This window comes from Actinotignum inguinis, from assembly GCF_051265835.1.
Taxonomy (GTDB): domain Bacteria; phylum Actinomycetota; class Actinomycetes; order Actinomycetales; family Actinomycetaceae; genus Actinotignum; species Actinotignum timonense.
This window is the reverse complement of record NZ_JBOZDP010000028.1, coordinates 1-14294: the sequence shown is the minus strand read 5'-3', so window position 1 is coordinate 14294 and position 14294 is coordinate 1. Positions and strand designations below refer to the sequence as shown.

10 protein-coding genes and 1 pseudogene are annotated in these 14294 nt (G+C 61.3%); 6 read left to right on the top strand and 5 right to left on the bottom strand.

The window, feature by feature from the left end; translation table 11 throughout:
- Positions 1-583 precede the first annotated feature (583 nt).
- Together ACRQFC_RS08785 and mtnN are read left to right on the top strand one after the other, a co-directional pair.
- Positions 584-1039 (top strand): S-ribosylhomocysteine lyase, encoded by a 456-nt coding sequence (locus tag ACRQFC_RS08785; protein WP_180948688.1) that lies wholly within the window; start codon positions 584-586, stop codon positions 1037-1039.
- Positions 1036-2463 carry a 5'-methylthioadenosine/S-adenosylhomocysteine nucleosidase gene (gene mtnN / locus ACRQFC_RS08780; protein ID WP_284897560.1) on the top strand — a complete coding sequence of 476 codons (1428 nt, stop codon included), beginning with the start codon at positions 1036-1038 and terminating at the stop codon, positions 2461-2463. Before ACRQFC_RS08785 ends, mtnN begins: the two co-directional genes overlap by 4 nt.
- A gap of 109 nt (positions 2464-2572) precedes the next feature.
- Here mtnN and ACRQFC_RS08775 read toward each other — a convergent pair whose 3' ends face one another.
- Both ACRQFC_RS08775 and ACRQFC_RS08770 read right to left on the bottom strand, forming a co-directional pair.
- Positions 2573-4810 (bottom strand): S9 family peptidase, encoded by a 2238-nt coding sequence (locus tag ACRQFC_RS08775; RefSeq protein ID WP_284897558.1) that lies wholly within the window; start codon positions 4808-4810, stop codon positions 2573-2575.
- Positions 4811-5390: 580 nt separating this feature from the next.
- Positions 5391-6224, bottom strand: coding sequence for a ribonuclease H family protein (locus ACRQFC_RS08770; RefSeq protein WP_284897556.1), 834 nt, complete (start codon positions 6222-6224; stop codon positions 5391-5393).
- A gap of 180 nt (positions 6225-6404) precedes the next feature.
- On the opposite strand from ACRQFC_RS08770, the gene ACRQFC_RS08765 reads away from it, so the two are divergent.
- From ACRQFC_RS08765 to ACRQFC_RS08750, 4 genes are all read left to right on the top strand, one after another.
- On the top strand, positions 6405-7286 hold the full coding sequence (locus ACRQFC_RS08765; protein WP_284897554.1) for a macro domain-containing protein: 882 nt from the start codon (positions 6405-6407) through the stop codon (positions 7284-7286).
- Positions 7286-8422 carry a DsbA family protein gene (locus tag ACRQFC_RS08760; RefSeq protein ID WP_435734673.1) on the top strand — a complete coding sequence of 379 codons (1137 nt, stop codon included), beginning with the start codon at positions 7286-7288 and terminating at the stop codon, positions 8420-8422. The genes ACRQFC_RS08765 and ACRQFC_RS08760 overlap by 1 nt, the downstream gene beginning before the upstream one ends.
- Before the next feature lie 467 nt (positions 8423-8889).
- Entirely contained in the window at positions 8890-9609 is a 720-nt protein-coding gene (locus tag ACRQFC_RS08755) for an ABC transporter ATP-binding protein (protein WP_284897552.1), read from the top strand.
- Complete coding sequence (locus tag ACRQFC_RS08750; RefSeq protein WP_284897551.1) at positions 9606-10352, top strand: ABC transporter permease; 747 nt, start codon at positions 9606-9608, stop codon at positions 10350-10352. Before ACRQFC_RS08755 ends, ACRQFC_RS08750 begins: the two co-directional genes overlap by 4 nt.
- Before the next feature lie 79 nt (positions 10353-10431).
- On the opposite strand, the gene ACRQFC_RS08745 is transcribed toward ACRQFC_RS08750, so the two are convergent.
- From ACRQFC_RS08745 to ACRQFC_RS08735, 3 genes and pseudogenes are all read right to left on the bottom strand, one after another.
- Positions 10432-12801, bottom strand: a complete 2370-nt coding sequence (locus ACRQFC_RS08745; RefSeq protein ID WP_320753739.1) for an ABC transporter permease family protein — start codon at positions 12799-12801, stop codon at positions 10432-10434.
- 2 nt (positions 12802-12803) lie between these two features.
- Positions 12804-13360 (bottom strand): annotated as a pseudogene (locus tag ACRQFC_RS08740) (ABC transporter ATP-binding protein).
- A gap of 187 nt (positions 13361-13547) precedes the next feature.
- Positions 13548-13973, bottom strand: coding sequence for a hypothetical protein (locus tag ACRQFC_RS08735; RefSeq protein ID WP_284897544.1), 426 nt, complete (start codon positions 13971-13973; stop codon positions 13548-13550).
- Between the last annotated feature and the right edge of the window lie 321 nt (positions 13974-14294).

The following is a 14294-nucleotide window of genomic DNA, read 5'->3' as shown; positions in this document are numbered from 1 at the left end:
CGGTCTGAACATCCGTAAAGGCCGGATCGGGAGCTAACGACACGCCGTCATTAGACCCACTTTTTGTCTATTAACCCGATCCGGCCAGCGCCCGCGTTCGCGTTATCCTTCCGGACTTGACCGCGCCGCGGCAGACATGGCGAAGGCCGGGGGTCCACGCTCCCCCGGCCTTCTGAAGACTCTCGCGCTAGAACAGCGGATGAAATGGGAACCATCCGGGTTCATCTTGGCTGCGACTGAGCCTGTCCCCGGGAGATAACCAGTCTCCCGGCAGCGGAACGGGTCCACGCCTCCCGTTGCTTTCCGCTGACATGTTCTATATAACCCGAGGTTCCCTAAAATACCATGCACCAAGGCTGGAATTTTCCTGGGAATCTGAGACCGCTTCACCGCACTTGTTAAAGCTAGATACAATAGCCGTTGTTTGTAATACGCCGGGCGGACCCGGCCAGGCCAGCAGAGCCCGGCGAAGCCTCGCCAGGCCCAGCGAAGCCTTGCCAGGCCCGCGCGGGCCCAGCACAACCGGGCCCGCACCCCGGCCCACACATATCGCGTTCCAAAGAAGGGAAGAGCCGTGCCGCATATGAACGTCGAGTCCTTCAACCTCGACCACCGGAAAGTTTCCGCACCTTACGTGCGGGTTGCCGATATCAAACACCTGCCGCACGGGGACGTCCTCACCAAATACGACATCCGCTTCTGCCAGCCCAATAAAGAACACCTGACCATGCCGGTCATCCACTCCATCGAGCATTCCTTCGCCGAATACTCGCGCAATCACAGCGATGCCGTAGTCGATTTCTCCCCGATGGGCTGCCAAACCGGCTTCTACCTGCTGCTGGCCGCCGAACCGAACGTACCCGCCACCTGCGACCTGGTGGAACAAACCTTCCGCGATATCCTGGCCGCCACCGAAGTCCCGGCCGCGAACGAAGTCCAGTGCGGCTGGGGCGCCAACCACAACCTCAAAGCCGCCCAGGAAGCGGTAGCCGCCATGCTCGCCGGGCGCGAGACCTGGGAACAGGTGATGGCCAAGTGACCCCTACCCGCACCCGCTCCCTCGCCCCCGGCAAGACCCGGGCACGCGCCCTCATTATCGCAGCTCAAGACGAAGAAATCGTGCCGGTCCTCGCCGCCCTGCGCGCCGAACCTTTCTACGCCACCACCCCGGCCACCGCCGAATCCCTCCAGCCCATCTTCCCCACCGAACTGCGCGGGGCATCCGGTGTGAACGTGCCCACCGCCCTCGGCCCGATTCTCTGCATGCGCACCGGCGTGGGCCTGGTCGCCACCGCCTGCGCGCTCGGCTGGGCGCTCTTCCGCTACCGCCCCGAAGTCATCATCTCGGCCGGGTCCGCCGGTGGCCTGGCTGCTGATATCCGGGTGGGCGACGTCGTCGCCGGAACCCGCTACCGCTACGGCCGCGCGGACGCAACCGTCTTCGGATACGCACCCGGGCAGGTCCCCGGCGCCCCCGAATTCTTCGAAGGCGACGCCACCCTGCTCGCCGCCGTCCCCGAGAACATCCGCCGCGGCGAAGTCCTCTCCTCCGATGCCTTCGTCACGGCCGCGAACGTGGAAGACACCCGCACCCGCTTCCCCGACGCCCTCCTCACCGATATGGAATCAACCGCCGCCGCGCACACCGCCGCGCTCGCGGGAATCCCCTTCCTCACGATCCGTTCCGCCTCCGATTTGTGCGGCCCGCAGGCCGGGATCGACTACCACATCGGCATCGACGAAGCCGCCGACCTCTCCGCCCGCGCGGTCACGGCCACGCTCGCGCGCCTCGCGGAAATCACGCCGTGGCTCGGCACCACCGCGGGTGGCTCGCGCGCCCGCCGCCTCACGCCGCGTTTTTCCCACCTCGCGCTCGAAGCCGCAATGCTCTACATTTTCGGCCGTGTCCACACCCCTGAGGGCGACGACGCCGCGGCGCCCGCCACCTCACTTGACCCGGACATGGTTGCGGATGTGCGCACAGCGCTCGAAAATTCTGAGTTGGACGTGGACGAGGTGCTCGCCTGCATTGCCCGGGCCCAGGGCGCGATTGCGGCCGACCCGCACCTCACTCTCACGGCGAAGCAGTACGACGCCGAACGCCTGGCCGTCACGGAACTGGCGGGAGCGGAATCCGGGCGCGGGAAACTGACCTGGCCGCCCACCTCGCAAACCGTTATTAAGAGTTTCTCCGGGTATTGGAACGAGGCACTCCAGGCGGTTGGCTTGGCGGTCAGCAACGGGCGCAAGCGCGGGGCCTTGAAATTTGACCGGGAGGACTACGTGGATGCGCTGCGCAGCCACGCGATCGCGGCGCGGCGGAACGGCAAAACCGTCAGCTACAACGGGTACGTGGAATGGCTGGCCGATTCGGGCAACCAGGGAACCTACCCCTCCGGGGCCGCCATCCGCCAGCGCTTCGGTTCGTGGTCCGCGGCGCTGGCGGAAGCCGGGATTAGCTAGCCGGCGCGGCGCGCGTTGTACGGCGGCGTGGCCCGGCCATTGCCGGAACTGACCGGGCCGTACGCGCGCGAGCCACTCGCGTTATGCGGCAGCCGCGCGGCGGTGGCGCTTAGTACACCTCGGTGGCGCCCACCTGGTCTAGCATCCACGCCACTTCCTCGGCGCGCTCGCGCCAGGCGTCGTAGCGCCCGGTTTTCCCGGCGTGCCCGGCTACCATCTCGATGCGCTCCAGGATGGGGCGCTCCGGGTTGGGCTTCGTTTTTTCGCGCAGCACCTGTACCCACTTGGTGGGCTCCACGTACAGTACCCGAATATCGTTGAGGGACGTGGTGGCCAGCACCGCCGGGTATTCCACCCCTTCGCGCACATTCTCCACCGGGCTGTACTCCTTCATATAGGTGTACACCTCGGGGGAAGCCACCGGGTTGCCCCATTCTTCCCATTCGCCTACCGTGAGCGGGAGCTCCGGTTTGAGGATCGTGGTCAGCGCGTCCACGAAGGGTACCGCGGCATGCACGGCCCGGAACAGCTCGGGGGCCTGGTTGATCGCCGCGCCGATGAGCAGGCCGCCGGCGCTCCCGCCTTCGGCCACGAGCCGGTCAGGTGCCACCCAGCCGGAGTCAATAAGCCACCGTGCCGAATCCACGAAATCGTTAAATGTGTTTTTCTTGCGGAGGAGTTTTCCGTCGTCGTACCACCGGCGCCCCAGTTCACCGCCGCCGCGAATATGCGACCACCCGATAACGACGCCGCGGTCCAGCAAACTCAGGCGGTAAATCGAGAAATAGGGCTCGTTGGACACTTCGTAACTGCCGTAACCGTAGAGGTAGCCGGGGTTGGTGCCGTCCGGGTGGATATCGGCGCGGCGCACCACCGTGAGCGGGATTTCCACGCCATCGCGGGCGGTTACCCACACCGCGTCCTGGGTGTAGAGCGAGGGGTCGTAGCCCGGGATGTCGAGGGTGCGCAGGACCTCAATATCGCCGGTGAGCGGGTCGAATGCCTTTTGGGTGGGCGGCTCCAGGATGGACTGCTCGGTGAAGACCACCCGGGAGGTGAACCAATTGCCCTCCGGGTAGGTTTCCACGAAGCTGCCCTCGCCGGTGGGGATGGCCACCGGGGCGGACCAGCCGTGCTTGGCGGCCGGCGCGGCTGGCGCGGGCTCGGCCGGCATGTCCGCGGCCGGTTGGGCGGGCGCCACGGTGGCGGCGTCGTCGTTCCCGGAAACGGTTCCTGAATCGGAGGTGACCGCTACGGGCGGCGTCGAACCGATAGCGCTGGCGGCAGAAAGTGGACGTTCCCGGCGCATGACCCGCAGCTGCGTTTGACCTTCGGAGCGCATCGAGATGACGGCGTGGCCGGCGTAGGCCTCCACGTAATCGACGCGCTCGCCCTCTTCGGGCACGAAAATCGGATCCCATTCTTCCGGGGTGGAGGTGCGCAGCGGCGCGGAAGCGACCTCGAAATCGGGGCGGTTGGCGTTGTGGACGATGAGGACCTGGTCGCCCGCGGGTTCGGCGGTGTATTCCAGGCCCTCGCGGCGGTCGAGGATCTTGACGCGCTGCTCGATATTCTCCGTGGAAATAAAACGCACATCCGAGGAGGTCACCGAGGCGGAGCGGATAATAATCCACTTGCCGTTGCGGGATTGTTCGTGATCGACGGAAAAACGCTCGTCGTTTTCCTGGAAGAGGATCGTGTCGTTGAAATCGCCGATGCGGTGAAGATTGACCTGCCACTGGCGCCACGAATCGTCCACGCGCGAATAGGCAACCGCGCTGGAATCGGCCATCCAGGCCAGGCCGTAGCCGATATCGCGCACTGAATCGTCCACGATCTGGCCGGTTTCAATATCGAAAATGCGCAGGGTGAAATGCTCATCGCCGGTGAAATCCACGCTCATCGCGCCGAGCTTGCCGTCCGGGGAGGGCATGAAGCCGCCGCAGAGGAAGAATTCTTCCCCGAGGGCGAGCTCGTTGCCGTCCCAGACCGGGAATTCCGGGAAAGAGGTGTTGAGGTCCGGGCGAGCGGCGCCGCGCGCGGGAGTGCGGAACATCGCCGGGTACTGCCGATCCTGGAAAGTGCGCCGGTAATACCACCAGTCCCCCACGCGGTAGGGCAGGGCGCGGTCGGCTTCCTTGGTGCGCGCCTTGAATTCGGCCACGAGATTATCGCGCAGATCGCTCAGCCCCGCGGTTTGCTCCCGGAAATAGGCGTTTTCAGCGTCGAGGAGCGCGCGGACATCCGGATCGGATTTATCGCGCAGCCACTCGTAGTTATCGACGTACGTGTCGCCGTGGAAAGTACGTTCGGTAGGGATCTTCTTCGCAATCGGGCCGATAGTCATGGAGGGATTCTACTGGAGATGCGGGGGTTGTTGCGCGGGGGCGTGTGGGCGGTTGGTGGGTGCGGGCGTTTGGCGAGCGCGGGCGGGCGTGAGGTACGACGGCGCAGCCGCCGGCCAGCGCGGACCCCGCCACGTTAGTGGGCGTGATGGAGAGGGTGTAAGGGAGCGAGAATCTCACGAACCTCAGCAGTCACACCAGCACCTGGCGAGGGGGCATGTGTTGCTCGAGCTGTACTTCGCATGTACGACATCCGCAGTACAGCCCAGAAAAACACCCCGTACCCGCCGGCCGGGTGCTGAGCGCCGAGGAGATGCCACAGGATGCAAACGGTACTCTCCCTCGCACTTTGTCTGCGTACCCAGTTCGTACGGATCCGAACCGGATCCAAGCCAACGACACGCCGTCATTAGACCCACTTTTTGTCTATTAACCCTTCGCTCCTGTGCTTCCATGCTCGGTGAAGAAAATGAGGACCGGCCCTGGACTGCTCCGGGGAGCAGCGGTACCGGTCTTGGTGAAATAACTCTACCAGATCATTAAGAAAACGCAAGCCCGGATTCCGAACGGAAATACGCGCGGTCAGCCGCGGCGGGAGAATTCGCGGGAGCGGGCGACGGCGAGGGAATCGACCAGCTCATTGGCGGCGTCGCCGGCGTGGCCCTTGATCCACTCCACTTCGGTGCGGCCAGTGCGGGCCTCGTAAAGATTAAGGAGGCGCTCGACGAGATCGCGGTTCTTCACCGGCTTCCCGTCCGCCTTCTTCCAGCCCTTCGCGCGCCAGCCGCGCGCCCATTTCGTCATCACATTAATGACGTATTGCGAATCAGCGCGAATAAGCAGCGGTGCCTGGGTGCCATGCTGGGCCGCCACATATTCCAAACCCTCGATAAGCGCCGTCAGCTCCATAATGTTATTCGTGGTGCGGGCCGCGCCCCCGCTATTCCGTACCCCGCTGAGCTGCTCCACCCAGGCCCAGCCGCCCGGCCCTGGATTACCCGAGCACGCCCCATCGGTGGCAAGCACCGCGGCAAAACCCGGGCGCGGGCTGCCGACCGGGCTACCACCCTCGGCCGGCTGGGCCGGAGCGGGAGTGGCTGCGGCGTCGTCGTACCCCTCAAAATCATCTTCATCCACGCCCGCGAGCGGTAACACACCCTGCACGTCGTTATCCACAGGCTCCGCGGTGCCGGTGCCGCTCGCATCGGTATCCACAACCGCGCGCAGCAGGCGCTCGGAATCCGTGTGCCACAGCGCCCCGCTTTCGCGCCCCACGTCAGCTAAACCGTGGCGGGAAGCGAGCGGCGAAGGCGCGGCGCCGTCGGCCAAACCTAAAAGTTCGAGTGCGGCGAGGGTCGTGAACGTATCCGTGCCGCAACGTTCGGCCAATTCAGCGGTTGTTAACCAGGTTGTCATAGGTTTAGGTTAGCGTGCCGGGCGGCGCAGCCACGCATTACCGGGGATACCGCGAAGTTATCCACAGGGGCGGGCGTGGGCACGTACGGGCACGGGCCCTGTGCATACGCGCACGAAAACCGTTTCTGCCCGGTACCCTTGTACTAGGGAACCCTGTTCGGACCCAGAATAAGGAGAATAATGCTCAACCTAGCTGAATATCGCGACGCCCTGAAGCTCGACGACGAGTGGCCCGCGCCCGCCGCCTCGAAGCGCACCGACCGGGAGCTCTTTGAGATTGCCTTCGGCGGCCTGGAAGGCAACCTGGCGAAAATGACCGACCGGGAGCTCTTCACCGAACTCAACCACCGCCTCATCCAGCGCGATCCCGAAGACGTCAGCGAGGACGTCTCGCGCGCGATCGACGTGCTGCTGTACCGGCTGTCCGGCTACCTGGGGCGCACCGAGGCGCGCCACCTGGCTCGTATTTCTGACATGATGCCGGAATCGGAATACCCGGCCCGCGATAAGACCGTGATCTGGCGCGGGGACGCGCGGGAACTCGTGGTGGACGCGGTGGTCAACGGGGCGCGCCCCAATCTGCTGGGCTACCGCGATTACAATAAGCCCTCCATTGACCAGGCCATTCACGGCCAGGCCGGCCCGTGGCTGCGCAATGACTGCGCCACGCTGTACTCGATGTCGGATCGCGAACTGGAACCGGGCGAAGCGGCGCTCACCCGCGGGTATCGCCTGCCGGCGCGCTACGTGCTCCACACCCTGCCGCCCACGGTGGAAGGTGAGGTCACGGATGCGGATCGCGCGGCGCTGGCCAACTGCTACACCCGCTGCCTCGACCTGGCTTCGGAGAAGGGCGATATTACTTCGGTGTCCTTCTGCTCGCTGGCCACCGGCCATTCGCATTTCCCCTTCGCGGAAGCCACGCGGATTGCGCTGGATACCGTGGCGCAGTGGCTGCACCAGAATCCTCGCTCGAATGTGAATCTGGTGGTCTTTGATATCTTCGCTGATGAAGATGCGGAACATTTCGTGCGCACGATTGAGCGCTGGGTGGAGGAATAATGAGCCAGGGAACTCCTGACTCCGTGGATCGCGGCCAATCTGGGTTCCAGGGTCAGTACGGTACGCCCGGGGCGGCGGGTTCGGGTGCGGGCGTGGGCCCGGATCCGAGCGTCGGCGCAGCCGCGGGCGCTGGTACTGGCCCGGTTTCTGGAGCCGGCTCAGCTTCTGGCACGGGCGCTGGTACCGGCGCCGCCCCGGCGTGGCCGCCTTCCACACCTCCCGCGCCTGCTGGGGAAGAAGAACAGCATCCCAGCAGCCGCGGATTCTGGGTGATGATCACCGTGCTGGCGATTATTGCCCTGGTGGTTTTCGCGGTGCTGCTTACCCTCGGTTCGTCCAACGGGCGTTTCGGGGGCAGCGCCGCGCCGCATCCCACCGCAACCGCCACCGCGCCGGCCAAACCCGGCGCAGGGCAAGACGCTCCGGGGCAGGGCGGGCTGAACACCACGCCCGGCCCCATCGAGACGCGCTACACCCAGCTCGCCACGGACCGCGGTTGGGTGGCCGGGCAGGATTACATTCCCACCCAGCCCGATGAGATTCGCACCCAGCTCCAGGCCCTGCCGCAGCTAGAAACTGCCTCCGGGCAAACCGCCGGGGACCCGAAGGCCCCCGTGCACGTGACGATCTACTCCGATTACGCCTGCAGTTTCTGCAATAAACTCCACGCCGAATCCGTGCCGCAGCTCCTGGAGCTGGCCAAGAAGGGCGATATTTACCTCGCGTACGTGCAGGTCCCGTTCTTCAAGGACACCGTGTCCAGTGACCGCGCAGCCGCCGCCGCGCACGCGGCCGGATTGCAAGGCAAGTTCTGGGAGTATTCTTCTCTTCTTTTCGACGGCGCAGCTGCCGCGGGTCACGACCCTGACAAAGCACCGTCGATGTTCTCCGATGAAAACCTTGATGCTTACGCCACCCAGCTGGGCTTGGACGTGGAAGCTTTCCGGGCTGCGCGTGACAGCGCGGAAACCACCAGCTTCATTGCCGCCCAGGAATCCTTGGGGCTGGAAACCCTCGGCCTGCGCGGCACCCCCGCGATTATTATCAACGGCACCGCGAGCACCGGCTACCAGCCGCTCACCGCAATCACCAATACGATTGAGCTGGAAAAGGCTCTGGTAGACGCGGCGGGTTAACGGGTTCCGCGGGGCTAACAGGTTCGGCTGGACACCAGCAATCGTAAAAGATGTTGCACTCCGATTTAGAATCCAGGCCAAAGCACCTCAGTGGGCTAAGCAAGCTACACTTAACGAAAGCATCATAAACAACTGATAGAAAACGGAGTATCCGTGGTACGTGCCCGACGCTAAGCCTTCCCCTTCCGGCGAGGCCGCGCTCCAGTAACACACGGCGTCTCGGTAACTAACCGAGACGCTCCGTTTGGGCACCTTTATTCCTAGCGTGCGCGATTTTTCGGGCATTACCGACACCCGGGTACTCCTCATATCCCCGGTATTCCTGGTATCCCAGCGCCTCATTATCGAGCACCGCTATTGTCACGCTCGGCGCCACTTGCTCCCGGTGCCGTGCGCTCTGCGGACTCGGCCTCTCCGGTATGCACATTCCCTATGGCAGTCTTTGCATATTTTGGAGGTAAGCGTTCATGGATACCCCTATCCTTGAAGCTATCGGGGTAGAAAAAATCTACCCAAAGAAATCAACACCGGCCCTGACCGGCGTGAATCTTGCCCTGCACCCGGGCGAGCTGGTTGCCGTTATCGGCCATAACGGAGCGGGAAAATCCACGCTCTTCGATATTCTTGGTGGGCTCATCAAGCCCACCCGAGGCACGGTCACCAATTCGGTGGCTGAAAGCGCTATCGGCTGGTGCCCGCAGCGCGAAATTATCGACTGGTCCCTCACGGTCACCCAGAATATTCTTTTGGGTCTCGATCTGCGAGTGGGCCGCTGGCATCGCCGCGCCGATATTGAGGGCGTTGCGGAGGTTCTGGGCCTCTCGCAGCTCCTTGACCGCACCGCGGAGACTCTCTCCGGTGGGGAATTGCGTCGCACCCAAATCGCCCGCGCGATTATCGGCCACCCCAGTCTCATGATTCTGGACGAGCCAACCACCGGCCTGGATCCCGCCGGCATCGACACCGTGTTCGGCTACCTGCGCTCCCGGGTGGAGGAAGGGCGAACCGTGCTGGTCAGCACGCACGAAACCTCGAAGTTTTCCGAGTACTGCACCCGCGTTATCGCTCTGCGCGGCGGTCGCATTATTGCCGATATGCCGGCCGCGAGGTTCATGGCGTACCGCCCCGGCAGCACCGACCTCTGGGCAGCCCTCAAAGCATACGAAGAAGGAACCCCGCTCCCATGAAAAAATCACTTATTCTCACTAAGTACCATATTGCTTCCCTGTGGAATTGGCGCGGCGTCTACCTCGGTCGCATCGTCGAGCCGTTGGCCTATTTCGTTTTTCTAGTTGTCGGCATTTCCGGAATGCTCGGCACCGCGCACAGCGGGAGCTACCTCAGCTACGCCTTCACGGGCATAGTCTGCCTGCTCACGTTCCGCGCTTTCGGCTACGCCTCTTCCGACGTCGCCAATGACAGAAAGTGGGGCGTCTACGCGATTTTCATGATGCAGGGCGGGAAAGTGTGGACCTACCTTGCGTCGATTTTCGCGGTGATTTCCCTGGTGTTCCTCGTGCAAGTCGCCGCGGTCTCCCTCGCCTACCTGGGCCTCTCGTTTGCGGGCGGAACCAGCGTAAACGGCACCGCGCTCCTTTCGGGAACGTTCATCGCACTCCTCGTTGTGTGGGGCTGGGTGAGCCTCGGCGCGGCGGTAGGCGCCCTGGTGAATAGCTACGCGGCACGCGATATGCTCGCCACCTTCACCACGCTGCCGGTGGTCCTCTCCGCCCCGCTGTTCTACGAGCTCAGCTCCGCGCCCACGTACCTCCAGCTCATCGCGCGCTGCAACCCGCTCACGTATCACGTGCAGTGGATGCGCGCACCGGCGGCTGCGGATATCGTGTACGCGCTTCTCTGGGTTGGAACGACGACGGCGCTAGCCCGCTACGCCCTCAGCCGCGCAGATAGGCTCAGCTCCGAGCGGTAACTCCCCGGCCCGGCGGCGCGGGCATCCACGAATGCGCACGAGACCACACGTCTCGCGCAACGAGCGCTACGCCGCCGGGCTACCCCTTCCGTACCGGATCAGGCTTCCGCACAGCCCAATGCAGCGCGGGCAGCGCGAAGAGGATACTGACCAATACAACTATCCACAGCAAGCCATAATCGTGGTGCACAATAGCAGGAGTGAATGGCAATCGATCCATAACCACCAGCCTGCCCATGACCCCAGCTGCCGCCACCGTCACAACATAGGATCCCAATAGCGGAGCGATAAGCCTGACTCGGGCACGGATACCGCCTCCGCCCAAGTCAATCAAACGCCGCTCAATTGCTTGATCAGAGACAATAGCAATCGTCATACTGCAAAGCACGATTCCCGCTGTAAGGAGTGCTACAAGAACCCGGGTTATCGCCTCTGCTCGCAGCTGCCTGTCCTCCGGCGCATCCGGATCGGTAACAAAAGCGAAAGGCGCCTGGGTCAAAATCGTTGAACGGACACCGTCCCGAATGTCATCAGATAGCTCACCAAAGCCAAAAATCGTGATGCGGAAAAGGCTGGGATCCGTGAGTCCCATTTGACCGACTACCGGATCATCGGGCGCCAAAATAAGCCCGCGGAAAACGTTGTTACTCAGCTTCTCGTCTGGAATAACGTTATCCACAACCCACATATTGGTGACCGTTGGGTCAGATGCACTGAATTCGACGACAACCACTTTTCCGTCCGGGCTGACCATATGCGCCGGCGCGTGATTGACAAATTCGCGGTCTTTCATATTTCCGGAAGCGAGGAAAACACCGTCCATATCGATCCGGTTACATTTATCCAAGCGCTCACCAATATCGAGGCAATCCGCACCGTCCAAGGTCACCAAACGGTACATTCGTTCCCCATTTTCAGGTTCACCAAAAATGCTTGTCTGGGACGCGATCTCCGGGAAACGCGACTTTAGGCTCACCACCGAGGCTTTCGAGGCATAGGCTACTTGCAGATAACTATCTTCACCGGCAATCTCGCGCGTAATCCAGTTATTTTGGAGGGCGACGGCGCTACTGAAAAGCGCGGCCGAGTAACTCGTAACAAAAACTAATCCGAGAGCAACCAGCGCAACCTTATGCAAGCGCGCACTGAGCTTCGCGAAAATCGTGCGCCGCTGGAAAGCGAGCGCAAGGTAATAGCCCAATGCCGGAATGGATAATGCTCCCGATACCAACGCAAGCTGATGCCCCCAGGGCAGAATATAAAGCTGCCGGCAGGCGATGAAAACCACGGTTACCACCAGTCCACCCACCCCTAAGATCCCGAGCTTTCGGTAGGAGAGTTCTTCGTAGTGGTCACGCTGCTGCCACCTATGAGCAAATAGGGTTGCGGCCGCACTCACGAACGTGGCAAGAGCAAAGAGCAGCAATAAAACAACGGACCCTCGTGCGACATCTGCGGTGAATGGTCCGGTCCACCTTTCTTCATAAAAAATGCCAACCCGTTCCGCGCTACCAGCAACAATCAGTTGGGTTAATATCCACCCGATCATTCCACCGATCACCATGGTGAGCCCGGTCGATAATGATGCATGGAAGGCCGCATTGAACGGGGATTCGCCAAGCGACCGAAGAACGTTATGGACAGAACGACGCCGCTGCCTATCAGCTGCAAAAACTGCAAAAATAACAGCGCATACAACAAATCCCCCGACGAACCACGCGACATAAGCAGGGATGACCTGGTAGGCTATCGCGTTCTCAGAAGCGCGATGCGCTACCCTATCAGGCGTTGCCACCTGCGCCTGACCTTGTCCGAGTTCGTTCGCAAGCGGCATGAGCGGATCATCCGTCAGCCACGAATCCGCTCTTCCCAAAATCTCCGTGCTATCAGTGACCGCTATGGCGGTGCGGTCGCGAATAGAAGCCGGATTTTCGATTATCCCAACCACGCGAAATGTTGCAGGAGAATTTTTCCCCTCTCCTTCAAGATCCGCGAGGGCGATATCTCCGCCTGGCTCTACGTCGAGAAGACGGGCAACCTCGCTACTCACCGCAATCTCGCCCGCAGAAGCCGGGTGGTTTCCCGCGATTAACATGCCCATATCCCCCTGACCGCTCAGGTAGGTAACATCGGCCGTTGTTGCAGCATCATCAGTTTGGCCCTGCCGGGCCAAGATATTTGCGCGGGAGTGGATAACAGCAACGGCTTTTCCGTTGCTTTCGAGATCTCTCAGATATTCTTTGACATTTTCGTTTCCGGAAACTCGCTGCGCATACGAACCAAATGATGCCTGCGCTTCGCGGATCTGAACCTGATTATGCGCATTAAAGAATGCACCCAGACTTGCTGCAATCATCGTAAGAAGAATCGCCACAATAAGGGTATACAAAGCGCGCCGCGGTTGATCAACGAGCATTTTCCAGACGAGGCGAACGCGTTGCTTTCCCATGGTCACCTCTCTACGACAAGCCGATGGTCCCGAATGCGCACCACGTGATCGGTGTGCCGGGCGAAAGCCTCGTCGTGAGTACCCGCTATGACCGTTAAGCCTTCCGAGTGCGCAAGATCGGAGAGTAACGTAGCTATACTCGCAGTGTTATCAGCATCGAGTGCGCCGGTGGGTTCATCGGCAAGAAGAAGTAGCGGCTGCCCACTAACAGCACGCGCGATGGCGACCCGTTGTTGTTCGCCCCCGGAAAGCGTGCTACCCGGCGGTTTTGGGAGGTTTCCAATCCAATCCGGGCAAGAAGTTCTTGTGCGTGTGTGCGATCTGCAGGAGTAGCTTTCCCGGCAGCTATTTCTCTTGCCAATAAGATATTCTCGGTCGGGCTTAGGAATGGCACCAGCAGATAATCTTGGAAAATTTGTCCAATCAATCGTGAGCGCAGTTCAGGAATATCAATGTTTTCCAGGTTTCGTTCCCCGATGCTTATCGTTCCTGCTCCAGGAACCAGCTGCTTAGAGAGTAAGCGAAATAATGTTGTTTTCCCAGAGCCGGACGGCCCCATAAGGCTATAAAATAAGCCTTTCTCAAAAACCACGGATGCGTTCTGGAAAATAACCCGGGTCTCGTTCCGAGAAGCGTAGGAAAAACTCAAATCCTCAATGCGAATTCCCATATTCCCTCACCGATTGGTAGGAAGAATATCCCGGTGGGCAACAACGCGTTCACCCACCGGGATCATCTACTAAATATTATCGACCTGCGTAATCAATACGGGCGTCGCGGGGCCACCCTTGCATCGTGGCCGACCATCCGATAGTCCGGTAAACGGTGTTAGTAGCGGTAAACCATTTCGAATGGAAATCCGGATGGAGAGCAATATCGAGGGTTACACGAGCTTTGGTGTCGCTATTGAGTGAATAGCACTGGCCCGCGCCGAGAGTATAGCCCACTCCATTTTCAAGCCATGCCTCGCAGTTTCCACCCAATGCTTGAGCGCCGGTGCTCGGCAGTGATAGCACTCCAGCGGCAGCAATCACGCCGGCAATGAGTGCACGCTTAGTTTTACTTCTTCTAATAGGTCGATATTCCGTGGAATTTTTCCATGATATCTCCTTCAAGTACACCGTTGAACTTGCCATACCATAACGCCACCATAAATATGGGACGTTAGTCATACACTAACAAGTGAAAACTCGCGGCCGCAAGATGGAAATCAGATAGAAATGAACCTACTGATTAACGCGAGTCGGGCACCGACACCTGTGCATCGCCTCTTTTCGTTGCAGCGGCCGTAGCAGAAAGAATAAGCACGACGCCGCCGCTAGACCGCTACGCCTTAGCCGAGCAGATAGGATCAACCAGAGTGGTAACCTCCCCGGGCCGGCGGCGCGAACATGCGGGTACGGAAATCGGGCGCCAGGGTTAATAGACAAATGGTGGGTCTTATATCCGGGGTTTGCCCCGCCATAGCAACGAAAAGTCGGCCTTATTGAGGT